We start from the raw sequence: 25,079 nt of genomic DNA, 5'->3' as shown, positions 1-25,079 counted from the left end.
TTACCAGGTCTGGGTTGCTTTGAAGCTATCCAGCAACGCAGTCAGCTTGCCAACGATCGCGTCGTTATAGTCGGCTTTGGCATTGATTTCAGCCATCAGCTCGGCATGCTGGGTATTGGCGTAAGAGAGCAGAGCGGCTTCGAAGTCGACGATTTTGTTCAGCTCGACATCGGAGAGATAGCCTTTCTCGGCGGCGAACAGCACCAGAGACTGGTGAGCCACGCTCAGCGGAGAGTACTGCTTCTGCTTCATCAGCTCGGTCACTTTCACACCGTGATCCAGCTGCTTGCGAGTCGCCTCGTCCAGATCGGAAGAGAACTGGGCGAAGGCCGCCAGTTCGCGATACTGGGCCAGCGCGGTACGGATACCACCGGACAGCTTCTTGACGATCTTGGTCTGAGCAGCACCACCTACACGGGATACGGAGATACCCGGGTCAACCGCCGGACGAATACCGGAGTTGAACAGCTGTGAAGTCAGGAAGATCTGACCATCGGTGATGGAGATCACGTTGGTCGGAACGAACGCAGATACGTCACCCGCCTGGGTTTCGATGATCGGCAGCGCGGTCAGAGAGCCGGTCTTGCCTTTCACTTCACCCTTGGTGAACTTCTCTACGTACTCGGCGTTAACGCGAGCAGCACGCTCCAGCAGACGGGAGTGCAGATAGAAAACGTCACCCGGGTAAGCTTCACGTCCTGGCGGACGGCGCAGCAGCAGGGAGATCTGGCGATAAGCTACGGCCTGCTTGGACAGGTCATCATAGATGATCAGCGCGTCTTCACCGCGGTCACGGAAGTACTCACCCATGGAGCAACCGGCATACGGAGCCAGGTACTGCAGGGCAGCCGCTTCGGAGGCAGAGGCAACGACCACGATGGTGTTGGCCAGGGCGCCGTGCTCTTCCAGCTTGCGCACCACGTTGGCGATGGTGGAGGCCTTCTGGCCAATCGCAACGTAGACACACTTAATGCCGGAATCTTTCTGGTTGATGATGGTGTCGATCGCGATGGCGGTCTTACCAACCTGACGGTCACCGATGATCAGCTCACGCTGGCCACGACCGATAGGGATCATGGCATCGATGGCTTTCAGACCGGTCTGGACCGGCTGGTCAACAGACTTACGCTCGATAACGCCCGGTGCGATCACTTCGATCGGCGAGAAGCCGTCGTTGTCGATCGGACCTTTACCGTCGATCGGCTGACCCAGGGTGTTCAACACCCGGCCCAACAGACCACGACCTACCGGCACTTCCAGAATACGGCCAGTACCTTTTACTTTCATTCCTTCTGACAGACCGTCATAGGAACCCATAATCACCGCACCGACGGAGTCACGCTCCAGGTTCAATGCCAGAGCGTAGCGGTTGCCCGGCAGCTCGATCATCTCACCCTGCATGGCATCAGCCAGGCCGTGAATACGAATGATACCGTCGCTCACAGAGACGATAGTACCTTCGTTACGCGCTTCGCTCTTTACATCAAACTGCGCAATGCGCTGCTTGATCAGCTCGGCGATTTCAGTGGAATTCAGTTGCATGCTCTAATACCCCAATCAAGATTGCAGCGCGTCAGCCATGCGATCCAGCTTACCGCGGACTGTGCCGTCGATTACCAGATCACCGGCCTTGATGAGCACCCCGGCCATCAAGGACGCATCGATGCTGCAATTCAGCTTCACTTTGCGCGCGAGACGTTGTTCCAGAGAAGCCTGAATATTGGCTTTCTGCTGGTCGGTCAGTTCGATCGCCGAAATCACGTCAGCCTGAACCTCTTTATCCAGTTCAGCTTTGAACGCTACAAATTCAGCAACGACCGCCGGCAGCACACCCAAGCGACCATTCTCGGCCATCACCCGGATCAGGTTCTGGCCATGCACGTCGAGTTGCTCACCGCAGACACCGACAAACAGCGTTGCCAGCTCTTCGGCGGCCACAGAGCCGTTTACCAGGTTGTGCATGGTCTCGTTTTCCACTACTTGCGCAGCGAAACCGAGCATACCCAGCCACTGGTCAACCGCCTTGTGCTCAACGGCAAACTCGAAAGCAGCCTTGGCGTAGGGGCGAGCGATTGTAGTCAGTTCAGACATAGCCCCGTTCCCGTTACAGTTCTGCTACCAGTTTGTCGACGATGTCGCTGTTGGCAGCCTGGTCGATTTGACGCGCCAGGATCTTCTCTGCACCAGCAATGGCAAGAGCAGCAACCTGCTTACGCAGTTCTTCTTTGGCACGATGACGTTCAGCTTCGATCTCGGCACGGCCCTGAGCCAGGATTTTTTCCCGCTCAGACTGGGCACCAGCGGCAGCTTCATCAATGATCTGGGCTTTACGTTTGTTAGCCTGCTCAATGATTTCAGCAGCCTGCAGCTTGGCTTCTTTCAGCTGATCGGTGGCGTTGGCCTTGGCCAAATCCAGATCTTTCTTGGCACGCTCAGCAGAAGAGAGACCGTCAGCAATAGCTTTCTGACGGGCTTCGATGGCAGCAATCAGCGGCGGCCATACGTACTTCATGCAAAACACTACGAAGAAGAAAAAAGCAATTGCTTGGCCGAGGAGGGTGGCATTGATATTCACAGCCGATGTCCTCTTAAGTTAGTTAATGGGTTATGCCTGGAGAGTCGTAACGACTTAGCCAGCAACCGCAAACATCACATACAGACCCAGACCAACGGCGATCATCGGGATCGCATCCACCAGACCCATTACGATGAAGAACTGGGTACGCAGAACAGGGATCAGATCCGGTTGACGAGCAGCACCTTCCAGGAACTTGCCACCCAGGATACCGATACCGATGGAAGCGCCGATAGCAGCCAGACCCATCATCATTGCAGCAGCGATGTACAGCAGGTCCATGTTCAAGTTTTCCATGAGGATCTCCAGTTATTTAGATGTAATTGATTGTATAAAAAGGATTATTTGAGTTGCATCAACCATGGTCTTCCTGCGCCATCGACAGATATACGATGGTCAGAACCATGAAAATGAATGCCTGCAAAGTGATGATCAGGATGTGGAAAATTGCCCAAGGCACGGACAGGATCCACTGTGACCACCAGGGTAACAAACCAGCAATCAGGATAAAGATCAGTTCGCCAGCATACATGTTGCCGAACAGTCGAAGACCCAGAGAAACAGGTTTGGAAATCAGCGTAACAGTTTCCAGGATGAGGTTAACCGGGATGGCCGCCGGGTGGTTGAAAGGCTGAAGCGTCAGCTCCTTCACAAACCCGCCGATACCCTTGACCTTGATGCTGTAATACAGGATCAAGAAGAACACGCCCAAAGCCATGGACATGGTGATGTTAACGTCAGCAGAGGGAACCACACGCAGATAGGGAATACCCATCAATTGTGCAGCGTGAGGGATAAAGTCAACGGGGATCAGATCCATGAAGTTCATCAGGAAGATCCACACAAACACCGTCAGCCCCAAAGGTGCGATGACCTTGTTGCGACCGTGAAAGATGTCTTTGACGTTACCATTCACAAACTCGACCAGCATCTCCACAAAGCACTGCAGCTTACCCGGCACCCCGCTGGTAGCGTTAACGGCTACTTTGCGGAACAGCAGGATAAACAGGGCGCCTAGCACGACGGAAAATACCATTGAGTCGATATTGACCGTCCAGAACCCGGACCCGACTTGAAGGTGGGTCAGGTGGTGGGAGATATATCCCTGAGGAGTCAGGACTTCTCCGGTTGCAGACATGAGTTTTCCTAATAGTGGTTGTTAAGCGTGAATGAAACCATCCACTGTACAACGAGGGCGAGGATATAAGTGGCGAAAAACGAGACGGTAACGACCTCGACTCCCGCACCAAACATCAGGGCGAATAGACCTGTTGTAGAAATGAGCTTAATCCCTGCCCCACCATAAAAGTCCCGCAAAACCAGGCCCACACTCTCGGTTGTCACCTTGCGGCGCAGCACCCAGACAGTAAACAAGGCTTGAGGAACCCAGTACATCCCCCCTCCGTAGAGGGCGGAATAACCGGCGCTGGCACCAGTCAGGTAAAACCAGACGGCACTCATCGCCAGGATCAGGATGAGCTGACAAACGAGCATAACCAAGGCCAGTGTCAAACCTTCCAAGGCTATTTTCTGCTTCACCAACCTACCCCTGAACATTACAGAACTGTAAAAAATCGGGATCCGAAGACCCCATGTTAACAGCTCTTAAAGCCGGTCAAATTATACCCTTGAGGGCAGCTATTGCAATATGACAAAAATCCTTAATTTTTGCGGCTTTCCGCGGCAAATCAGGGTTATGGTCATATCAAAAGGAATGGATGTTTTATTACTACAAAAAGCGTAAAAATCACGATTCCGACACGCCAAAATAGCCCAATATACGGTCCAAATCGGACAAGTTCTCGTAACTTATTACTAACTTCCCGCTATCCCGCTTGCCAGGCTGAAGTTGCACCTGATTGCCAATTTTTTCTGCCAGTTGGCGCTCCAGGTAGCCGATCTGCGGATCACGGGCCGGTTCGACCCTGGCTTTTGCCGGTTCGAGCGCTTTTTGCACCAGCTTCTCGGTATCGCGCACGGTCAGCCCTTTCTGGGCAACCAGCTTGGCCAGTTCGGACTGGGCCTGGCCGCTCAGGGCCAGCAGGGCACGGGCATGGCCCATATCGAGGTCGCCGTGCTCGACGAAACGCTTCACATCGTCGTTGAGCTGGTTGAGACGCAACAGGTTGGTCACCGTGGTGCGGGACTTGCCCACCGCCTCGGCCACCTGCTGGTGGGTGAGTTCGAATTCGGTCAGCAGTCTTTGTAAAGCGACCGCCTCTTCGATGGCATTGAGGTCTTCCCGCTGAATATTCTCAATCAGCGCGATGGCGACGGCAGCCTCGTCGGGTACATCCTTGACGATGCAGGGCACCACCTCGAGCCGCGCCAGCTGGGACGCGCGCCAGCGCCGCTCACCGGCAATGATTTCGAAGGATTGTTCGCCGAGAGGGCGTACCACGATGGGCTGGATCACCCCCTGAGCGCGGATGGAGTTGGCAAGCTCTTCCAGTGCATCCTGGGACATGTCTTTGCGGGGCTGGTACTTGCCGGACTGCAACCACTCCACCGGCAGCTTGCGCAGCTCGCCCTGATTGGTGGGGGCCATGGCCTCTTCAGTACGTTGATCGCTCATCACCTGTTTCTGGCGGGCAGCCGTGCTGGTACTGAGCAGGGCATCCAGCCCCTTGCCCAGTCCACGTTTTTTCGGAGTCATATGCTCTCTCGGTCTGCGATGGTCGCCTGACGTTCCTGCTCCTGGCGGCGCAGGATCTCGCCAGCCAGTGCCAGGTAGGCCTTGGCGCCCACCGATGATTTGTCATAGTGCATGGCCGGGGCACCGAAACTCGGGGCCTCAGCCAGTCTAACGTTGCGGGGAATGATGGTGCGGTAGACTTTGTCGCCAAAGTGCTGTTTTAGCTGATCGGACACATCATTGGCCAGCCGGTTGCGGTGATCGAACATGGTGCGCAGCACCCCTTCGATCTTGAGCTCCGGATTGACCACAGCGGCCAGCTTGCTGATGGTGTCGACCAGGGCGGTGAGCCCCTCCAGCGCGTAATATTCGCACTGCATGGGCACCAGCACGGAGTCGGCGGCGGCCATGGCGTTCACGGTCAGCATGTTGAGAGAGGGCGGGCAGTCGATGAAGACATAGTCGTATTTGTCCCGCACCGAGGCCAGCGCATTGCGCAGGCGGATTTCGCGGGCGAAAAATTCCATCAGACGGATTTCGGCCGCGGTCACGTCGGCGTTGGCGGCGATCAGGTGATAGCCCCCGGTGGTTTCGGGGATGATCACTTCACTGATGGGGGCATCCTCGATCAGCAGCTCATAGGCGGTGCGCTCGACGTCATACTTGTCGACACCGCTGCCCATGGTGGCATTGCCCTGCGGATCCAGATCGATCACCAGCACCTTGCGCCGGGTGGCAGCCATGGAGGCGGCCAGATTCACACAGGTGGTGGTTTTACCCACTCCACCCTTCTGGTTGGCTATGGCGATGACTTTTCCCACACGATCCCCTAAATGAAACTGCGACCCTATTCGGGCTGGATATGTTTGAATTCCAGCAGATGACGTTCGCCTTCCAGCTCCGGCACCCGCAACTCATGACAGGCTACCAGACGGATATTGGCAGGCAACTGGGCCAGCTCCTGCTCGGGATATTGTCCCTTGAGTGCCAGGAAGCAACCCTGTTCTGACGGCAGGTGGTGACACCAACTCAGCATGTCCTCCAGCGAGGCAAATGCCCGACTCAGTACACCATCAAACCCCACTTCGGGTTGATACTCTTCCACCCGGGATTTGACCGGCGTCACATTGGTCAGACCCAGCTCCTGGATCACCTGGCGGATGAAGTTGATCCTCTTGCCCAGACTGTCGAGCAGGACGAACTGCTTGTCCGGATTGATGATCGCCAGCGGCAATCCCGGCAGGCCGGGACCTGTCCCCACGTCGATGAAGCGCTCACCGTGCAAGTGGGGGCTTACCACCAGGCTATCGAGGATATGCTTGACCAGCATGGAGTCCGGATCTCGCACCGAGGTGAGATTGTAAGCCTTGTTCCACTTGTGCAGCAACTCGACCAACTGCACCAGTTGGCTCTTTTGGGTATCGGTGATAACAATTCCGGCCTGCATGAGCAGGCCGTTCAATCTTTCCAGCATATTTTCCAACGGTAAGAATCCTCAGGCGGTTTTACGCAGCAGGCCGTGTTTTTTCAGGTGAACCAGCAGGATGGAGATGGCCGCCGGGGTGATGCCGGAGATGCGGGAAGCCTGACCAATGGTCTGCGGCTTGGCATCGTTCAGCTTGGCTTTCACCTCGTTGGAGAGGCCGTTCACCTCGCGATAGTCCAGATCCAGCGGCAGCAGGGTGTTCTCGTTGCGCAGCTGCTTTTCCACTTCATCGTGCTGACGCTCGATGTAACCGGCGTACTTGATCTGGATCTCAACCTGTTCGGCCGCGGCAGGATCGGTCACGGATGGGCCGACCCCTTCGATGGCCATCAGCGCATCATAGGTCACCTCGGGGCGACGCAGCAGCTCTTCCAGACTCTGTTCGCGGGTTAGCGGGGTGTTGACCAGGGCGTTGACTGCCTCCAGTGACGGATGTTGCGGATGGATCCAGGTTGAACGCATGCGCTGACGCTCCAGCTCGACCTGTTCCATCTTGGCGTTGAATTTGCTCCAGCGCTCGTCATCCACCAGACCCAGCTCGCGACCGATGGCGGTCAGGCGGATATCTGCGTTGTCTTCCCGCAGCAGCAGGCGATATTCGGCACGGCTGGTGAACATGCGGTAAGGCTCGCGGGTCCCCAGGGTGGAGAGATCGTCCATCATCACGCCCATGTAGGCCTGATCCCGACGAGGATTCCAGGGATCCTTGTCCTGGGCACGCAGGGCCGCATTCAGGCCGGCCATCAGGCCTTGTGCCGCAGCCTCTTCGTAGCCGGTCGTGCCGTTGATCTGGCCAGCGAAGAACAGGTTTGGAATGCACTTGCTCTCCATGTTGGCCTTGAGATCCCGCGGATCGAAGAAATCATATTCGATGGCATAGCCGGGGCGAGTGATGTGGGCGTTCTCGAAGCCGCGCACGGAACGGACGATCTGCACCTGCACGTCAAACGGCAGGCTGGTGGAGATCCCGTTCGGATAGAGTTCGTGGGTGGTCAGGCCTTCCGGTTCGACGAAGATCTGGTGCGCCGTCTTGTCGGCAAAACGGGTGATCTTGTCTTCGATCGACGGGCAGTAGCGCGGGCCGATCCCTTCGATCACCCCGGCGTACATGGGGCTGCGATCCAGGTTATTGCGGATCACTTCGTGGGTACGCTCGTTGGTGTGGGTGACGTAGCAGGGCACCTGACGGGGATGCTGGCTGGCATCGCCAATAAACGAGAAGACCGGACGAGGATCGTCGCCGTGCTGTTCCTGCATTACGGAGAAATCGACGCTGCGGGCATCGATGCGCGGCGGGGTGCCCGTCTTGAGGCGATCGATGCGCAGCGGCAGTTCACGCAGGCGCTGGGCCAAGGCGATCGAGGGAGGATCCCCGGCACGACCGCCCTTGTAGTTTTCCATCCCGATGTGGATCAAACCATTCAGGAAGGTACCGACCGTCAGCACCACAGTCTTGCCGCTGATGCGGATCCCGCTCTGGGTGACAACACCGGCAACACGATCCCCATCCATGATCAGATCGTCACAAGCCTGCTGGAAGATCTTCAGGTTCGGGTAGTTCTCCAGCATCTGGCGAACGACAGCCTTGTAGAGCAGGCGATCCGCCTGAGCACGAGTGGCTCGTACTGCCGGGCCTTTGGAGGAGTTGAGGGTGCGGAACTGGATCCCGCCAAGATCGATGGCACGCGCCATGATCCCGCCGAGTGCGTCAACTTCCCTGACCAGGTGTCCCTTGCCGATCCCGCCGATCGCCGGATTACAGGACATGTGTCCCAGCGTATCGATATTGTGGGTCAGCAACAGGGTGTTCATGCCCATACGGGCTGCCGCTGTTGCTGCTTCGGTTCCGGCATGACCGCCACCGACGACGATCACATCAAATTGTTCATGGTATTGCATTGGGATCACCTTGATCTGCACGCCTGAAGATCTTTATTTGCCTGGGCTAAAGGGCGGAACATTCTATCTGTTTCGCGTCCTGAGGGGAATGTCTACTTAACGTTCAGTATGAAGGGAGGATCCACTAATTAGATCTTAAGGATCTTTAGATCGATCTTTTACTGGATCTCTTATTAGGATCCGCCCTTTCTGTTGATAAGCACTTTTTGATCATAAAGATCATTAATTTAAGGACGATCCTAGCTTGTGGAAAAGCTTGGATCCTGGCCCGGTGAACGAGGGGATAACCAGGACTTTTATACACAGAGGTCTGTCGGCCTGGATCTAATACATGGATAACTATAGGTTTTGCAGAGCTTTACACCGTAGTTATGCACATTACCCCTGGGCGTTGTGGGTAACCTTGTAGAACAACTCCCCCGGATCAATCTGTTAATAACATGGTGGATAGTCGATCTGGGGATAAGTGGGGAGATCAAGCTTTTTTTCAGGATCTCCCGTACGCTGATCAGGCGATCATCGTCATCCAGTCGCGGATCCACACTTCTGCGGCATCTTCGGGGATCTCGTGTTGGGTCACATCAATGTCGAGCCGCTCGCCGATCCGGCTGGCTCCGCACTCGGCCAGCAGCCGATCCAGCGTCTTGCCACCCTGGCAAAAGGTGTCATAACTGCTGTCACCAAGGGCGATAACGCCATATTTCAATGAATTAAGATCCGGATGCAGCTCGGCAAGATCCTTGGCGAAGGGTTGCAGGTTGTCGGGCACATCCCCGGCACCATGGGTGGAAGTGACCACCAGCAGGATGGATCCCGCATCATCCAGTACCTCTGCCAGCTTGGCCGGGTTGTGGATCCGGGTCTGGTGGCCAGCCTGTTCCAGCAGGTTGGCGACGTGGTCTGCGACATATTCGGCGGCGCCCAGCATGGAGCCGACGACGAGATTGAGTTTGGCCATGGAATGGATCCTGATTTCAGACAAAGAAACGGAAAGCCGGATTCTACCGCCAAAGGGTGTGGATAAATATGGATAAAGCTTGGGGATAATGGATCCAGTCAGATAATGCCGCCGGATCCATCCTGCCGATCTTTTTTCTGCTTCTTTATATTCCTCTTCATTTTCTTCTCCGTTCATGGCTCTCCTGATGACGCCCATCCCCCGCGAAATCCTGCCAACGATGCAGCTAGATAACAATGTAGATGCAAATGATTAGCAATTATTGAATCGATTCGATCACGGCTCTTGTAGTAGGATTGCGCTGCTTTATTCGCCCATGGAACAGGGTGATGTCGTGACAAACGACCACAAATAACAATTAAAACAACATAACTCATTGATAAACGAGACTTTAATATGATTGCGCAAAAATACACTACAGGACTCGGCAAGAAGGGCGCCTTCGGCGTGCTTTCGCTCTCCGGTTTGCTCGTCTCTCTGCCGCTGATGGCCGAACAAACCACCGCTGAGCTGCCCAAAGCCAGCGAAACCATGGTGGTGACAGGTACGGCCATGAAGGTGGAAGTGCCGATGGCCGAGACCCCTCGCGCCGTCTCCGTGGTTAATCGCGAGGAGCTGGATCAGCACGCCGTGTTGCAGCTTGATGAAGCGATTCGCTACCGTTCCGGCGTATTGACCGGCCTCTATGGCTCAGACAACAACACCGACTGGTTCAAGGTGCGTGGCTTCGATGCCGCCTCTTATCTGGATGGCAACCGCTTGTTTGGCACCGGCTACTACGTCTGGACGCCGGAACCGTTCGGTCTGGAGAGTGTGGAAGTGCTGAAGGGGCCAGCCTCGATCCTTTACGGTGAGGCGCCTCCGGGCGGGGTGATCAATGCCATCAGCAAGCGACCGACCGCCACGCCGCAAGGGCAGGTAGATCTGCAGCTTGGCAGCCGGGATCATCGTCAGGTCGGGGTGGACGTCTCTGACGCGCTCTCCGACAACAGCCGCTACCGCATGGTTGCTCTTTATAAAGAGCGTGATGGTGTGCTTACCGGTACTTACAACGATCGGGTTTATCTGGCGCCCAGCGTCACCTTCGATCTTTCGGATCGTACCAGCCTGACCCTGCTGGCCAGTTTCCTGCACGACGAAGGGGTCCCGACCAACGGCTTCTTCCCGGTCTATGGCACCCTGAATACGTCAGGTGGCCAGATTGATCCCTCCACCAACCTGAGCCAGCCGGATTACGATCGCAACCGCAATACCCAGATCTCCACCGGTTATGAGCTGGCCCACCAGCTCAACCAGGCTTGGGAGTTCAAGCAGAACGTCCGCTTCAACTACAACGATCTGCTGCTGCGCCAGACCTATATCTTCCCGACCTATGAAGGCACAACCGCCAGTCGTGGCCTGGTTTACCGTGATGGCAATACCAAGAGTGCCACCATGGATAACCAGATGGTGGGCTACTGGAACACCGACAGCACCGAGCAGACCTTGCTGCTGGGGGTAGATCTGCAGCGTCACGTCAATGAAGGGGTCGAGGCCGACAACTACGGTATGGGCTCCATCAATACCATGAACCCGGATTACAGCGGCTTCCCCGGTTTTGACGAGTCGACCGCCACTCACCAGAAGAGCAGCAAGGGCCAGAGCGGCCTCTATGCCCAGCACCAGATCCGCTGGGACGATCGCTGGTTGCTGACTGCCGGTGGCCGTTTTGACTATGTGGAGACCCACAATTCCAATACCAGCAAGGACGAGCGCCAGTACGATCATGAGCTCTCCCTCTCGGGCAGCCTGATGTATCTGGCCGACAACGGCCTCTCTCCCTACTTTGCCTATGCCGAGTCGTTCGAGGTGCTGCCGGGGATCGATCCTAATACCCGAAACTCCTACAAGCCGCTCAAGGGCAAGCTCTACGAGACCGGCGTGAAGTATGCGCCTGCCTTCCTCGATGGTTACATCAATCTGGCGTTGTTCGATCTGGCCCAGACCAACTCGCTGGTCTCTACCGGTTCCGGCCAGCAGACCCAGGCGGGTGAAGTGACCTCTCAGGGGATTGAGCTGGAAGGGAGCGTGCAGGTGACCGATGCACTGCGTCTGACCGCTGCTTATACCTACACCGATGCCAAAACCAACGACACCGGCAGTGGCGATCGCCGTGCCAGCCTGATCCCGCGCCACCAGGCCTCCTTCTGGGGTAACTACAAGGTGCAGCAAGGGGTGGCTTCGGGTCTGGAGCTGGGTACCGGTGTGCGTTATATCGGTTCCAGCGTGGGTATTGGCGCCGTGAATGCGGACTACACCCCCATCTACGGCTCTGCCGAGGTGCCGGCCCATACCGTCTGGGATGCGATGATCGGGTATGACTTTGCCAAGAACTGGCGTGCCCAGCTCAACGTCAACAACCTGCTGGGTGAAACCTACGTGGCCAGTTGTGACTACTACTGCTACTACGGCGAGCCGCGCAGCGTAGTGGGCAGCATCAACTACCGCTGGTAATCGAAGTCGGGTGGGAACCGGGTTCCCGCCCTTCTTTTCACCCGCAGTTGTTCTGATCTCTCTGGAATACCGGTCCGTTATGGAACTCTTGTCTCTGGTTTATCGCCAATATCGTTGGCCCTTTATCGCCATTACCCTGCTCAGTCTGCTCAGTGCCGTCAGCGGGATTGGCGTCATTGCTTTTATCAATCAGTCTCTTATCGAATCTATAGGTGATCCGCTGCCGATCCTCGGTCAGCTGGTCGGCCTCATTGTGCTGCTGCTGGTGATCACACTCGGATCTCAGCTGGCCCTGACCACTCTCGGTCACCATTTTGTCTACCGGTTGCGTGGACGCCTTCTCAAGCAGTTGCTGGATACCGATGTCGCCCGCATCCGCCAGATTGGTCAGGGGCCGCTACTGGCCTCCCTCTCCAGCGATATCGGCCAAATCACCATCGCCTTCGTGCGCCTGCCGGAGCTGGTGCAGGGGCTGGTGCTCACGCTGGGTTCTGCCCTTTACCTTGGCTGGCTCTCTCCTGCATTACTCGGGGTGACCGCGCTCTGGGTCACGATTACCATGGTGGTGGGCTGGTTGCTGGTGAACCGTGTTTATCGCCATCTCTCCCACATGCGTCAGGCCGAAGATCGGCTCTATCAGAACTATCAGGCCATCATCGCCGGCAGCAAGGAGCTGGCGCTCAACCGCGAGCGGGCTCACTTCGTTTACCACCAGCTCTATGAACAAAATGCCCGTGACTACCGCCAGCAGATCATCCGCTCCGACACCTATCACCTGAGCGCGGTGAACTGGTCGAATATCATGATGCTGGGGGCCATCGGTCTGGTCTTCTTTCTGGCCAACGGCCTTGGCTGGGCCAACACCAATGTGGCCGCCACCTTTGCGCTGACCCTGCTGTTCCTGCGCACCCCGCTGTTGCAGGGGATTGGCGCCCTGCCGACCCTGCTTGCCGCTCAGGTGGCGTTCGACAAGATCGCCGCCCTCAATCTGGCCGAGCCGGATGCGGACTTCCCGCTGCCGCCCGCCATCCGCCCCTGGCAGCGTATCGAGCTGGAGCAGGTGAGCTTTCACTATCAGGGGGAGGGCGGTTTTGCCGTTGGCCCCATCGATCTGGTCATCGAAAAGGGGGAGCAGATCTTCATCATTGGCGGCAATGGCTCCGGCAAGTCGACGCTGGCCATGCTGCTGACCGGCCTTTACCAGCCGGTATCGGGCCGGATCCTGCTGGATGGTGAGCCGATCACCGATCGCAACGGCTATCTGGCGCTCTTCTCCGCCATCTTCACCGACTATCACCTGTTCCAGCACCTGCTGGGGCCGGAACCCAAGGATGAGCTGGTGGCCGAGTGGCTGGAGCGGTTGCAGATGGGCAGCAAGCTCACCATCGAGGATGGATTTATCGCCGATATCGATCTCTCCCAAGGGCAGCGCAAGCGGGTCGCCCTGCTGCTGGCGCTGGCCGAGCAGCGCGAGGTGATGCTGTTTGATGAGTGGGCCGCGGATCAGGATCCCCAGTTCCGCCGCATCTTCTATCAGGTGCTGTTGCCGCGCCTCAAGGAGATGGGCAAGACGGTGATTGCCATCAGTCACGATGATCACTATTTCCCGCTGGCCGATCGCCTGCTGGAGATGCGGCAGGGAAAACTCACTGAGCTGACCGGGGCGCGCCGTGCCGCAGTGAGCCGCGATGCGATCGCCCATCTGGATTGCGAGGTGCCGGCTTGATACCGGCACCGATGAGACTGGCGGCAAGCCAGCACAGGAATTGCTTATGTTCGAGATGAAATCAGCCAGCTTCACGGTCAATGACCGCACGCTGCTGCACCCCACCGACCTGTGTTTCGAGCAGGGACAGGTCTATGGCCTCATCGGCCACAATGGTTCGGGTAAATCGACCCTGCTCAAGCTGCTGGCACGCCAGCAACCCCTCAGCGACGGCGAGATCCTGTTTGATGGCAAGCCGCTACCCGACTGGGGTAACCGGGAGTTTGCCCGTCAGGTGGCCTATCTGCCCCAGCATCTGCCGAGTGCCGAGAATCTGCTCGGGCGGGAGCTGGTGGAGATGGGCCGCTATCCCTGGCGCGGCCTGCTGGGCCGGATGGGGGTGGAGGATCACCGTCAGGTCGAGCGGGCCATCGCCCTTACCCATACCGAACGCTTTGCCGATCGGTTGGTGGATACCCTCTCCGGTGGCGAGCGGGGGCGGGTCTGGCTGGCGATGCTGCTGGCCCAAGAGAGCCGCTTTATCCTGCTGGACGAGCCGCTGGCCGCGCTGGACGTGGCCCATCAGGTGGAGGTGCTAACGCTGGTCAAGCAGTTGAGCCGTCAGCTAAACCTTGGGGTCATCATCGTCATTCACGACATCAATATGGCCTCCCGCTTCTGTGATCGGCTGGTGGCGCTCCACTCCGGCCGCCTGCTCACCCACGGCGAACCTGAGGGGATCATGACCAGCGAGACCCTGAACGCCATCTATGGCATCCCGATGGAGGTCATTCGCCACCCGGCCTATGACCACGCCATCGCCATCGTCTGACCGGGGGCATCCTTGAACCTTTTATTGAAGATGGCCCCTTGTCTCGTCAGCCTGCTGCTGGCGCTCCCGTTGCAGGCTGTACAATCATCCGCAACAAACGAGGCCACCAGCGCGCTACCCCGTATCGCCACCATCGATTGGACCATAGCCGAAACCCTGCTGGCACTCGGGGTGACTCCGCTGGCGGTGGGGGATGTTGGCCCCTATCAGGCATGGGTTGGCGAGCCACGGCTACCTGCCGGAGTGGTGGATATCGGCCTGCGCACCCAGCCCAACCGTGAGCTGCTGACGGAGCTCAAACCCGATCGCATCCTCATCTCGCCGCTGGCGGCCCCGCTGGCGCCAACTCTTTCCCGCATCGCGCCGGTGAGCACCATCGCCCTCTATGATGGGCAAACCGATCTGTGGCAGCGGCTGCACGAGGTGACCCTGACCCTCGCCCGTATGGTGGGCAAAACCGCCGAGGGCGAACGGCTGCTGGCCGGGCTGGATCGGGATCTCGCCAGTATGCAGGCCAGATTGCCTGCGGATCTGTCGCCCCTGCTGGTGGTGCAGTTTATCGATGAGCGCCATGTGCGGGTGTTTGGTCGCCACAGCCTGTTCGATGCGGTGATGACGCGGCTTGGGCTGCGCAATGGCTGGCAGGAGCAGACCAATGACTGGGGTTTCTCGGTGGTCAGCATCGAGCAGTTTATGACCTTGCCAACCGCGCGGCTGGTGGTGGTCGATCCCATCCCGGTAGGGGTGAGTGAACGGCTGCAGGAGCCTGGGCTGTGGCAGCATCTGCCGCTGGTTCGGCAGGCACCTGTGCTGCATCTGCCTGCGGTCTGGAGTTTTGGCGGCGTACTTGCCGCTCGCCGTTTCGCCGGTCTGCTCAGTGATGCATTGCTGCAAGATGCCGAGCGTATGGGGGCGAGCCGATGAAGCGACTGCTCACATCGCCGCTGCTGCGACCGGTCTCGATCCTGCTGGGGTTGACCCTCTCGCTCGCGTATTGGGAGCTGGCTCGCCAGCTGCCCGGTGCGATCTGGTGGCAGAGTATCTTCGCCCCCAATCTGGATGACGTCAGCCAAGCAGTGGTGCATTTCAGCTGGCTGCCCCGTTTGGTGGTCACCCTGCTGGCCGGGGCGGCGCTCGGGCTGGCGGGCACCCTGATGCAGCAGGTGCTGCGCAACCCGCTCGCGTCACCGACCACCTTGGGGGTGGCCTCCGGTGCCCAACTGGCGTTGATGATGGTGACCCTGTTTGCCCCCTCCTGGTTGCTGCTGGGGCGGGAGTGGATCGCCATGGCTGGCGGCAGCCTTGCGATGGCACTGGTGTTTGCCCTGGCCTGGCGTCACCAGCTCAATCCGGTGGTCATCGTCTTTGCCGGGCTGGTGATCAACCTCTATCTGGCTGCCATCAGCATGGGACTCTTGCTGTTCTTTCAGGAGGAGCTGAAAGGTTTGCTGGTGTGGGGCAGTGGCTCGCTAGTGCAGAACAGCTGGAGCGGGGTGAGTTACCTGTTACCCCGCCTGCTGGTAGCCGCTGCGCTGGCTGTTGTGCTGGTACGCCCGTTGGCGGTGCTGGAGTTGGATGATGCCAGCGCCCGTAGTCTGGGGGTCTCCCTGCAGCATCTGCGTTTTGCCGGACTGGGGCTGGCGGTGTTTGTCACCGCTTGCGTGGTGAGCGTGGTGGGGCTGATCGGCTTTATCGGGCTGGCCGCACCCGCCATGGTGCGGCTGCTCGGGATCCGCCAGCTCGGCCAGCGGCTGTTGTGGGCACCGATCCTCGGCGCCCTGCTGCTGGCGGCGACCGATCTGCTGCTGCAGAGTCTGAGTCGCTTCTGGCCAGTATTGATCCCCACCGGCGCCATGACCGCCCTGCTGGGGGCGCCGCTGCTGCTCTGGTTGATCCCGCGCCTTGGCATCAAGTCGGGTACGCCGAAGGCAAACGCCGGTCTGCTGGTGGCCCGACATCCGGCACCGGCTCGCCTTATTGGCCTGTTGCTGGTCGGGTTGATGCTGGTCGTGGTCGCCTCCCTGCTGTTTGGGCAGGGAATGACGGGCTGGTGCTGGCCAAGCTGGCTCCGCTGGCAGGCCCAGCTGGAGTGGCGGTTGCCGCGCACTCTGGCTGCGGGGGCGGCTGGTGTGCTGCTGGCGCTGGCGGGCACCCTGTTGCAGCGGGTCAGCAACAATCCTATGGCGAGCCCGGAGCTGCTGGGGGTGAGCGGCGGCACTTTTATGGGGGTGATAGCGACGGCGTTGTTGCTGCCTGCATTGCCCCTGCCGCTGATGCTGGTCGGTGGCCTGCTCGGTGCCTTCGCTTGTCTCTTGCTGCTGGTGGTGGTCAATCGCAAGCACGGCTTCCAGCCGGAGCGGATCCTGCTCTCAGGTATCGCCATCACAGCGTTGTTTGAGCCGCTGCAGGCCATCGCGCTAGCCAACGGCGACATGCGGGTGCAGCAACTGCTCTCCTGGATGTCCGGCTCCACCTATTACGTCACCCTGCCGGTGGCCTATGGGCTGGTGGGGCTGGCGCTGTTGATGCTGGCCGCCAGCCTGCTGGTGAGCCGCTGGCTCGATCTGCTGCCGATGGGGGCGGCGGTAGCCACTGCACTCGGTATTCGCCTCAACCGTGCCCAGCTTGCCATCCTGCTGCTGGTGGCTGTGCTCACCGCCAGTGCCACCCTGGTGGTGGGGCCGCTCTCCTTCGTCGGCCTGCTGGCGCCGCATATGGCCAAGCTGATGGGGCTGGTGCGGGCACGCTGGCACCTGCTTGGGGCCGCCGCTTCCGGCGCCCTGTTGATGGTATCGGCGGACTGGGTCGGTCAGCAGATCCTCTTCCCGCAGGAGGTGCCGGTCGGGCTGGTATCCACCTTGTTAGGGGGCGCTTACTTCATGTGGTGCCTGCGTCGCCTCTAGGTTCGCGGACAAAAAACGCACAATAAAAAGCCCGGGATTAGCCCGGGCTTTTTATTGTTTGCCGAACCGGCTTACTTGCCGATGCAGAATGTAAATAATCTATTATCTTCAATGTGTTAGTGACTTTTCGGGGGCCACTTGGGGTAAAAGTAACTAAAACAGCATATTGAGAGGCCGCTCACGGGTTTCTGCCATCGTGCAGCGTTCCCACATAGTCCATTCTCGATCGTGCAGCCTTCCCATATGAATCAACGCGATGCCACCACACGCAGTCAAAGCCGCTTTTTAGGTGAGTTTTGAACATATTTTGAACCGACTATAGCATCGTCCGGTGCCTAGAAAGCCGCTTTTACTCTTCGAACCGTGCAAACTTCACATAGGTGGTTTGGCTAACCGTGCAATCATCCCACATACCGCCAATTTAATCCCAGCCCTTTATCAGCCTGGCTGAGCGGGCTTTTAGGCCCTCTAGAATGGTGCTGCTGATGGCATCGGGGAAGCCCGCTGGCAATTGCTGGGTAACACGCTCAATAACATCATCAACGGAGTTGGCCAGTTCTGTCAGGATCTCTTCCATAGCAGAACGCTCAAATCCCACAGCTTTCGCCGTTTGGAAGAAATGACGCGGGAATACCTGCTCAATGGCGTATTTCTTTCCCTTGCTGCTTGCTAGGCCCATAGCGAGCTTGGCGTCCCTTCGGTTGAGGCCTCGGCCGCCAAACACTGGATAGACAGATAGGATGTCGTAAAAAGGGGTCAGGCGAAAACGCCCTTCCGGTCCAATAAAGACCGAGAAGTTCTTTGCATGGCCATCGGTGGCCGCCAGCAGCCAGAACAGGACCTGAGATTTCATGAACAGGTAGCGATCCTGTTCTGGTGTCACAGAGCCCAGCAAGGTTTTCATGATGTCAGTGATCCCTGGTCCTCCATGGCTCTCGTATTTCCGTGCTGACGGAACATTCAATACCTGACAGAAATCTTCTTGGGGAAGGCGCATGATCCAACTGCGATCGGCAGCGTAACGTCTGTCGAAGCGTTCCACAGCCAGTGCTTTGACCTGGCCAACCTGCATCATGAAGCAGTTAGGTACGGGTAGACCAAACTCCTTGGCAATCAGAGTGCAGAGATATTCGTTTTCTACGCTCTGGGAGAGGTCTATCGAGTAGGAGTGGCTTTCAATCTTGCCGATAGGGAGTTTGATTATGTGGGTTGTCGGCGTTGCATTGAGTGGCAAGTACCAACGGCCATCGAGATAGAGCAGTGCAGTCTTTTCTTGCGCCCCGGCGATAGAGATCCGGAACTCCTCTTGCTCCCTGACCATCCCCAAAGGGATTCCTGATTTGTAGCTGGTCAGGATCTGCTCGAGCTCGTCATCGGAAAGTGCCTTGTAGTCGATTCGCCTGACATCTGGAACATCGTGCCCTTCGGTAACCAGCTGTAATGCCCCTACGCTATCCTGGCCAATGCAACTGAGCAGATCGAAGGGCTGGGTTGATACCGCTTGATAGCGTGCTACAACCCTATTCCTCACCTCTGTATTATCTGGCAGCAGGTTGTCAAAGAAGTTATAGGCTTCATCGCCCCGGTAGGCCTGATGGCGCAATGGCATGGAGAGTGAGATGGGACGGCTGCCCGGTTGTGCTAGCCATGACTCATGGTACTGAAACTGATGGGCGCCGCTGGTAGTTTTGGTGAATGTGCCTACCCGATAGCCGTTCATGTAGACAGCCAGATTGGCCATTACCACTCCTCCTTCCAGCCCGATGCCGGACTCTCGGATGACTCATTGCGGGGTTTGATGTCCAGTGACAATTCGAGTGCCGCGAGGATCTTGAACAGGGTCTCCAGCTTGGTGGACTCAGGATTGAGCTCGAAGCTGGAGACTGTGTCTTGCCTAATCCCTACTTTCTCGGCCACTTTGCCTTGAGAGAGCTTTTGAGAAAGCCTGGCATCCTTGATACAGGCGCTCAGCTGCTTGGCGCTGGTTACTTTCATGATTCGACAACCTGGTAGCGTGCCTTCTTCCAATTTACACGCTATGGCAGGTACATCAAGTTTTACCTGCTGTGGCGGGTAAAGGTTGTTTACACGCTATAGGCAGTATTTAAGATTTATCCTATATAGCGGGTAAGCAGGAGGTTAGCAGGGGAGAAACTTGAGCCATCCGAGTTAATGTAGGCTGTGTACTGACATAACAGGATCCGAAAGAAACGAGTATTATCAACAGTCAGTTCGAGCGGCTGTGAGATGATAGTTCTAGCCGGTTCTTCGCATTTGTAGCCATTTTTATATTCAGTGATGAGGAAGTTAATTAATGTCAAAACCAGATATCCGGCTTCAGGACTCTCTTGTCGCAGGCTTGATTAACGGTGTGATCAACGGCTTGATTGCACACTGGCATTTCAAGGGGGTCGATTTTGTACCCTTGTCGGTCAATGCCATTGCCCACGAGCAGACATCGGTGTGGGGGGAGGCGGTATCCCTGACCTTCGGTCTGGGGATCATACTGTCGCTGATCACCGCCAAGCTGTTCGTCAACCATCTGCACAAGGCTCGTCCTGCGCTGCAAAGCAGCTTCAATCCCTCGTTTTTGCGCACCATGCTGCCTATAGCGATTACCCAGTGTGCTGCCCTGTTCGGCTGGTTTGTGGCGCTGGCGGTGATCTGGACCAAATACATGGGTGAAATGGCCGTCTCCAGCTTCTGGGCCGCCATTCTGGTCGGTGGATTTGCTTTTGTTATCACCCTGTTTATTGAATATCGCACCAAACAGAATCTGATCTTTAAGAAAGTTAGCCTTCTGGATTGATTCTGCCTCCCCATTTATTTCAGAAAAGGAATAACCCTCATGAGTGATCCGAAGAGCGCGGCAACCGAGAAAACGGCCGCTACCGTGCCTGCTGCACAGGACAAGACCAAGCAGGCCCGTTCGCTGACTTATGGTATTTTCCTGGCGGTTTTTATTCTCTGGATTTACAGCCTGTGGGCCGATCGGGTGACCCCCATGACCGATATGGGAAGAGTCAATGGCGAGGTGATCCGTCTTGCGCCGCAGGTATCCGGCCCGGTGGCCAGCATCCATGCCGCCAATAACGATGAGGTGTCGAAAGGGCAGTTGCTGGTCACCATCGAGAAAGCGCCGTTTGAGCTGGAGGAGAAGGCGGCCGAGCTCGCTTTGCAACAGGCTGCCCAGTCATACCATGCCGATTCTGCCTCCATCAAGGTTGCGAAAGCCAATGAGGCTTCCGCCCGCGCTGCTGCTAACAACGCCAGATTGCAGGTGGAGCGATATCGGGCCCTGCTGAAAAAGGGCACCATCAGCCGTGCAGCCATGGATGACAGCCTGACCCAGCTGCAAACCGCCGAGGCCAATCTGGCGCAAACCGTCTCTGCGCTGGAAAAGGCCCGTTTTGAGATTGGCCCGCGCGGTGAAGAGAACCCCGAGATTCAGGCCGTGCTCAACAAGCGAGCCCAGGCCCGCCTCAATCTCGAACACACCGAGCTGAAGGCACCCGCCAATGGTGTCATTACCAATCTGGCGCTGGCCAAAGGCAACTATGCCAGCGCAGGCCAGCCGCTGCTGACGTTTATCAATACCGATAAGCTCTGGCTGACCGCCATGGTGCGGGAGAACTCGCTGGCCTATTTGAAGCGGGATGATGCCGTCAAGCTGGTGTTTGATGCTTATCCGGGCCAGGTTTTCACCGGCAAGATCACTTCCATCGGTTTTGGCAGCAGTGGCAATGGCAGCCTGCAGGTCAATACCGGCACTGGGTTGCTGGATTCCCCTACCTCCCAGCCAAGCGCCCAGCGCTTCCCGGTCAATATCCAGTTTGATGACCTTCCGCCCGGCGTGAACCCGCGCTTCGGCGGTCGTGCTGTCGTCGCCTTCTACCCGGGAGAGTCCTATCTGGGTGAGCGGTTGGCAGATATCTGGATATGGGCATGGAGCTACATAAGCTATGTTTCATAGTCCAGCCAATGCCTTGCTGCGGGTAGCGCTGTTTCCGGTGCTGCTGCTGTTTTGGCAATTTGTCTTTGGTACGGATTTACCGCTGCTGGCCCCGGCCATGTGCGCGGTATTTCTCACCACCACCCATAACCCGCCACCGCTCATCATGGTGTTTCTGATGGCCGGGGTCTTGTATCTGACCTCCTGGATACAGGCATGGCTGGCAACCTTGTTGCTGGATTACCCCCATGTCTATTACCTCGCGCTGCTGGGCGTCTTCTACTGGTGCATGGATCGCACCCGAAAAAACGCGCAGGACCTGATAGCAATCCTGCTCATCGTGGCGACGGCCATGATTGCGGTGTTCGTCAAACAGAAGGGGATTTCGGTCGACCAGATACCGCTGGCGTTGCTTAAGAACATCTTCGTGGCAGGGTTTACCGCGTATCTGGCCTATTTCATCTTCCCGGGTGGTGAGCCGTTAACGGATGCCTCTGCAGCAGCCAGCAGTGCAGGCAAGACGCCTCATCAGGATTGGCACACTCTGTTCAAGGCGGTGCTGGTGCTGGCTACTCTCTGTGTCGGCATCACCCTGGATCTGGAGCAGAGCACCATCATTGCCATCGTGGTCGCGCTGATCATCAAGGATCCCAATCCGGCGCTGGGGCACAACTACGGTATCCGGCGGTTGCTGACCACCTATGCCAGCGTGCTCTATGCCGTGCCGCCCCTGATCATGTGCGTGTTTCAAACCAACCTGATTGGGCAACTGGGGGTCACTCTGGTGTGCGCCCTGTTTATGGGGATCCACGCCGTCGAGAGAAAGGCCAGTTACAACTCGATTCAGCTGCTCTATTCAAGCTATGTCGTGCTGGTGTTCTACTCGATTACCTCGACCAGCATCGATGCGCTGAGCGATGGCATGATCCGCTTCGGCTCGGTGATGCTGGCGGTGATCCTCGGGGTAATGGCACTGATTATCATGCAGCCCAGATCGCCTGCCGAGGTGGCAGTGCAGCGAGCCGACCACCACCCTGGCTGAGAACCTGCCTCTACTGCTTCAGCCGTAGTCATAAAAAAAGAGCCCTTGAGAAATCAGGGGCTCTTTTTATTGGCAAGCGAGGGTTAATCGATCAATCGATGTGATAGATCTGATTGTATGACTGTAAATGGCTATAAAAATCATAGGAATGATGTAATTTTTCTTATTTTTTTAAGAAACACTACCCAGGCAATGATGACTGCCCCGGTTTATGGTTAACCATCCCCAAAGGGATTCCTGATTTGTAGCTGGTCAGGATCTGCTCGAGCTCGTCATCGGAAATGGCCTTGTAGTCGATTCGCCTGACATCTGGAACATCGTGCCCTTCGGTAACCAGCTGTAATGCCCCTACGCTATCCTGGCCAATGCAACTGAGCAAATCGAATGGCTGGGTTGATGCCGCTTGATAACGTGCTACAACAGGCAAACAGAAAGATGATGTCGAAGTTTCAATCAATATGGGCAGCCAACCAGTCGAGACCTTGCTTTGCAAACGTAAACAGTTGGTCGCTATAGCCAGGAGTAATCACACTGAGAATTATCTCGGGGTCAATATTCAGATAGTCTTGCACCAGCGTATTGCGAAGGCCAATGAGCTTGCTCCAACAGATCAAAGTGTCGGGGCATAGCTCACCACGTAGGACAAGGAACTCGAATGCCTGATTGGCATCCTGTGGGGTATGGCCTGCCAGTGTTTTGGCCCAGTGTTTTGCCACGCCAATACTCGTTTCGATAGAAACCTGCAGGATTCGCTCGGCGGCGCGGTACTCCAGATTGGAAAGGGTACGCTGCGCCAGAATTGCCCGGATCTCTGACAGCTCCGCCTGGTAGCGCGACAAGCTGGTGCGCAAAGCGCCGATATAAGCGTTATCGCTCATCTCTACTTCTCTACTTAAATCGATAACCGAGAGTTTCCCCCAGAACTCATTGCACTACAGCGCCAGCAGTTCTTCAGTGCTGTATCCAGTAGTCCACTCTGTTTAGTCGGAGCAAAGGCCACCGCCAGATCCCAGTTGGTGCTCGGGCAAGCTGTCCCCTTGGTACGGTCATTTGGTAGTTTGAGACAGAATACTTGTCAGTATGGTGTCACATGGTTGGGATTTTGTACGTAACGTTCAATAGCCTGCCGCGCTGCGCTTGGCTGCTGGCTTGTTCGGTGAGTCGAAAAGATGACTCACCGAACAAGCCCAGCTTCTGTAGATTTCCTCCTTTGGCATCCCATTCAGCAGATCAGGAATGGTGAGCAACGTCGCTTAAATACCCAAATACAACTCAAAAGCGACTTTGTGATGACGGATCACACTTAAAGTTTGTGCTGTCAGATCAAAAGGCTATCGAAAGGTTGTGTTTCGATCGTCATGTGGTGGTTCTAAAAAGGTATACCCCATTAAAACCACTTAAGACCCTCTCGAAAATCATATTGAAACCACTTATATTGAACCAATAAGTAGGAACCACTTTAAACAGACTGATGGGGGGTCAATGTTCATACGGGCGTATTTACGTGCATCGACTGTGGAACAGGATGCTGAGCGGGCACGAGAGCTGCTGATTGGTTTTGCTGCTGAGCATGGCCATCAGATTGCCAGTTTCTATGTAGAGAATGAGTCTGGTGCGACGCTGGACAGGCCTGAGCTTATGAGGCTGATCCGCGACGCTGCAGATCGTGACATTGTGCTGGTAGAGCAGATTGATCGTCTGGCTCGCCTCAATCAGACGGATTGGCAAACACTGAAGCAGCTTTTGGCACAGAAACAGCTCTCCATCGTTTCTCCTGAGCTTCCGACTTCCTGGGTGGCATTACAGGGGGACAGCCGCTCCGAGTTCACCAGCGCCATCTTGCAGGCTGTAAATGGCATGCTGTTGGATATGCTCGCAGCCGTCGCTCGTAAAGACTATGAAGATCGCCGTCGCAGGCAGCAGCAGGGTATTGCCAAGGCCAGGGATGAAGGGAAATACCGTGGTAGGCAGAAGGATGAGAAGAAGCGTCAGCACATCGCTAGGCTGTTGGTGACAGGCCACAGTTATTCCGTGATTCAGGAGATGCTTGGTTGCTCAAGGTACCTTATCGCCAGTGTGGCCAAGGAGACACGCAGTTAGCTCCAGAAGTAGTAATTTTTGATGACCGGCCCACCCTTGCGCTGTGGGCGTGGGGTTGTCTTGAGGGTTTTCGCTGTCCAGATGAGTGCGATGCTCAGCGCAGTGAACAGCCCGGCGGGCCAGTGCCAGCAGGTGAGTGCGGCAAGAGCCATTAACTGCAACCTGGCCGTGATGGGGCGCCTGGTGGCCCAGGCCAGTATTGGCCAGCACCAGTAAACCGGTGGCAGGCAGATCAGCAGCCATGCAAACAGCGTGTCGCCAAGTGCCATCAAGCCCAGCGCAACCACCGCCATGAGGGCGATATCAGCGATCGGTTTCATGGTGTCTCTCTTTTGCATGCGCCTTGTAGCTATACAGACTCCACACGAAGACAAGCGTGAAGAAGGCCAGCAAGCCAACCATCCCCCAACTGAACGAATCCATCGTGTTACTCCACCAATGAACATGATTTCAGCATGGCACCGAAGGCCTTGGTGTTCAATCAACTTATTGAAAATGT

24 protein-coding genes are annotated in these 25,079 nt (G+C 56.8%); 9 read left to right on the top strand and 15 right to left on the bottom strand.

What is annotated here, in order from left to right; genetic code table 11:
- The 11 genes from atpA to mioC form a co-directional block, all read right to left on the bottom strand.
- Nucleotides 1-1,542 carry a F0F1 ATP synthase subunit alpha gene (gene atpA / locus G5315_RS15055; protein WP_005339342.1) on the bottom strand — a complete coding sequence of 514 codons (1,542 nt, stop codon included), beginning with the start codon at nt 1,540-1,542 and terminating at the stop codon, nt 1-3.
- Nucleotides 1,543-1,557: 15 nt separating this feature from the next.
- Nucleotides 1,558-2,091 carry a F0F1 ATP synthase subunit delta gene (gene atpH, locus G5315_RS15050; protein WP_005339341.1) on the bottom strand — a complete coding sequence of 178 codons (534 nt, stop codon included), beginning with the start codon at nt 2,089-2,091 and terminating at the stop codon, nt 1,558-1,560.
- Nucleotides 2,092-2,104: 13 nt separating this feature from the next.
- Entirely contained in the window at nt 2,105-2,575 is a 471-nt protein-coding gene (gene atpF / locus G5315_RS15045) for a F0F1 ATP synthase subunit B (RefSeq protein WP_005339336.1), read from the bottom strand.
- A gap of 54 nt (nt 2,576-2,629) precedes the next feature.
- Nucleotides 2,630-2,872: a F0F1 ATP synthase subunit C gene (gene atpE, locus G5315_RS15040; protein ID WP_005307205.1), complete on the bottom strand. Its 243-nt coding sequence runs from the start codon at nt 2,870-2,872 to the stop codon at nt 2,630-2,632.
- A 58-nt stretch (nt 2,873-2,930) separates the two neighbouring features.
- On the bottom strand, nt 2,931-3,713 hold the full coding sequence (atpB, locus tag G5315_RS15035; protein WP_005339335.1) for a F0F1 ATP synthase subunit A: 783 nt from the start codon (nt 3,711-3,713) through the stop codon (nt 2,931-2,933).
- A gap of 8 nt (nt 3,714-3,721) precedes the next feature.
- Nucleotides 3,722-4,132, bottom strand: a complete 411-nt coding sequence (locus tag G5315_RS15030; protein ID WP_019445506.1) for an ATP synthase subunit I — start codon at nt 4,130-4,132, stop codon at nt 3,722-3,724.
- A 190-nt stretch (nt 4,133-4,322) separates the two neighbouring features.
- Nucleotides 4,323-5,231, bottom strand: coding sequence for a ParB/RepB/Spo0J family partition protein (locus G5315_RS15025; protein WP_005342343.1), 909 nt, complete (start codon nt 5,229-5,231; stop codon nt 4,323-4,325).
- The gene (locus G5315_RS15020; RefSeq protein ID WP_005357226.1) at nt 5,228-6,031 is read right to left on the bottom strand and encodes a ParA family protein; all 804 of its coding nucleotides are present in this window, start codon (nt 6,029-6,031) and stop codon (nt 5,228-5,230) included. Before G5315_RS15020 ends, G5315_RS15025 begins: the two co-directional genes overlap by 4 nt.
- 26 nt (nt 6,032-6,057) lie before the next feature.
- Nucleotides 6,058-6,684, bottom strand: a complete 627-nt coding sequence (rsmG, locus tag G5315_RS15015; protein WP_421333287.1) for a 16S rRNA (guanine(527)-N(7))-methyltransferase RsmG — start codon at nt 6,682-6,684, stop codon at nt 6,058-6,060.
- A 21-nt stretch (nt 6,685-6,705) separates the two neighbouring features.
- On the bottom strand, nt 6,706-8,595 hold the full coding sequence (gene mnmG / locus G5315_RS15010) for a tRNA uridine-5-carboxymethylaminomethyl(34) synthesis enzyme MnmG (RefSeq protein ID WP_058056584.1): 1,890 nt from the start codon (nt 8,593-8,595) through the stop codon (nt 6,706-6,708).
- Nucleotides 8,596-9,103: 508 nt separating this feature from the next.
- Complete coding sequence (gene mioC / locus G5315_RS15005) at nt 9,104-9,553, bottom strand: FMN-binding protein MioC (RefSeq protein WP_216947644.1); 450 nt, start codon at nt 9,551-9,553, stop codon at nt 9,104-9,106.
- 396 nt (nt 9,554-9,949) lie between these two features.
- Here mioC and G5315_RS15000 point away from each other — a divergent pair, with 396 nt between their 5' ends.
- The 5 genes from G5315_RS15000 (at nt 9,950) to fhuB (ending at nt 17,486) form a co-directional block, all read left to right on the top strand.
- Nucleotides 9,950-12,046 carry a TonB-dependent siderophore receptor gene (locus G5315_RS15000; RefSeq protein WP_421333286.1) on the top strand — a complete coding sequence of 699 codons (2,097 nt, stop codon included), beginning with the start codon at nt 9,950-9,952 and terminating at the stop codon, nt 12,044-12,046.
- A gap of 79 nt (nt 12,047-12,125) precedes the next feature.
- A complete protein-coding gene (locus G5315_RS14995) occupies nt 12,126-13,772 on the top strand; it encodes a multidrug ABC transporter permease/ATP-binding protein (RefSeq protein WP_216952500.1) in 1,647 nt (548 codons plus the stop codon).
- Nucleotides 13,773-13,818: 46 nt separating this feature from the next.
- Nucleotides 13,819-14,583: an ATP-binding cassette domain-containing protein gene (locus G5315_RS14990; protein ID WP_421333285.1), complete on the top strand. Its 765-nt coding sequence runs from the start codon at nt 13,819-13,821 to the stop codon at nt 14,581-14,583.
- Nucleotides 14,584-14,613: 30 nt separating this feature from the next.
- On the top strand, nt 14,614-15,507 hold the full coding sequence (locus G5315_RS14985; RefSeq protein WP_421333294.1) for an ABC transporter substrate-binding protein: 894 nt from the start codon (nt 14,614-14,616) through the stop codon (nt 15,505-15,507).
- Nucleotides 15,504-17,486, top strand: a complete 1,983-nt coding sequence (gene fhuB / locus G5315_RS14980) for a Fe(3+)-hydroxamate ABC transporter permease FhuB (RefSeq protein WP_421333284.1) — start codon at nt 15,504-15,506, stop codon at nt 17,484-17,486. Before G5315_RS14985 ends, fhuB begins: the two co-directional genes overlap by 4 nt.
- 421 nt (nt 17,487-17,907) lie before the next feature.
- On the opposite strand, the gene G5315_RS14975 is transcribed toward fhuB, so the two are convergent.
- Both G5315_RS14975 and G5315_RS14970 read right to left on the bottom strand, forming a co-directional pair.
- Nucleotides 17,908-19,227, bottom strand: coding sequence for a type II toxin-antitoxin system HipA family toxin (locus G5315_RS14975; RefSeq protein ID WP_151286440.1), 1,320 nt, complete (start codon nt 19,225-19,227; stop codon nt 17,908-17,910).
- On the bottom strand, nt 19,227-19,481 hold the full coding sequence (locus tag G5315_RS14970) for a helix-turn-helix domain-containing protein (protein WP_042878568.1): 255 nt from the start codon (nt 19,479-19,481) through the stop codon (nt 19,227-19,229). Before G5315_RS14970 ends, G5315_RS14975 begins: the two co-directional genes overlap by 1 nt.
- A gap of 319 nt (nt 19,482-19,800) precedes the next feature.
- Between G5315_RS14970 and G5315_RS14965 the strand changes: the two genes are divergently transcribed.
- From G5315_RS14965 to G5315_RS14955, 3 genes are read left to right on the top strand one after another with little or no spacing between them, the layout of a single operon-like run.
- Nucleotides 19,801-20,295 (top strand): permease, encoded by a 495-nt coding sequence (locus tag G5315_RS14965; protein ID WP_151286439.1) that lies wholly within the window; start codon nt 19,801-19,803, stop codon nt 20,293-20,295.
- A gap of 39 nt (nt 20,296-20,334) precedes the next feature.
- Nucleotides 20,335-21,459 carry an HlyD family secretion protein gene (locus G5315_RS14960; RefSeq protein ID WP_151286438.1) on the top strand — a complete coding sequence of 375 codons (1,125 nt, stop codon included), beginning with the start codon at nt 20,335-20,337 and terminating at the stop codon, nt 21,457-21,459.
- Nucleotides 21,449-22,480 carry a DUF2955 domain-containing protein gene (locus G5315_RS14955; protein WP_167565534.1) on the top strand — a complete coding sequence of 344 codons (1,032 nt, stop codon included), beginning with the start codon at nt 21,449-21,451 and terminating at the stop codon, nt 22,478-22,480. The genes G5315_RS14960 and G5315_RS14955 overlap by 11 nt, the downstream gene beginning before the upstream one ends.
- 449 nt (nt 22,481-22,929) lie before the next feature.
- On the opposite strand, the gene hepT is transcribed toward G5315_RS14955, so the two are convergent.
- A complete protein-coding gene (gene hepT / locus G5315_RS14950; RefSeq protein WP_151286436.1) occupies nt 22,930-23,358 on the bottom strand; it encodes a type VII toxin-antitoxin system HepT family RNase toxin in 429 nt (142 codons plus the stop codon).
- A 604-nt stretch (nt 23,359-23,962) separates the two neighbouring features.
- Between hepT and G5315_RS14945 the strand changes: the two genes are divergently transcribed.
- Nucleotides 23,963-24,580 carry a recombinase family protein gene (locus G5315_RS14945; RefSeq protein WP_031227892.1) on the top strand — a complete coding sequence of 206 codons (618 nt, stop codon included), beginning with the start codon at nt 23,963-23,965 and terminating at the stop codon, nt 24,578-24,580.
- Here G5315_RS14945 and G5315_RS14940 read toward each other — a convergent pair.
- The gene (locus G5315_RS14940) at nt 24,577-24,900 is read right to left on the bottom strand and encodes a hypothetical protein (RefSeq protein ID WP_021231525.1); all 324 of its coding nucleotides are present in this window, start codon (nt 24,898-24,900) and stop codon (nt 24,577-24,579) included. The two genes, G5315_RS14945 and G5315_RS14940, sit on opposite strands and share 4 nt — an antisense overlap.
- Nucleotides 24,901-25,079: the final 179 nt, after the last annotated feature.

It is taken from the genome of Aeromonas sp. 603607 (genome assembly GCF_049171595.1).
Lineage (GTDB): Bacteria > Pseudomonadota > Gammaproteobacteria > Enterobacterales > Aeromonadaceae > Aeromonas > Aeromonas veronii.
The sequence above is the reverse complement of the archived record's forward strand: the minus strand, read 5'-3'. Positions and strand labels throughout refer to the sequence as shown.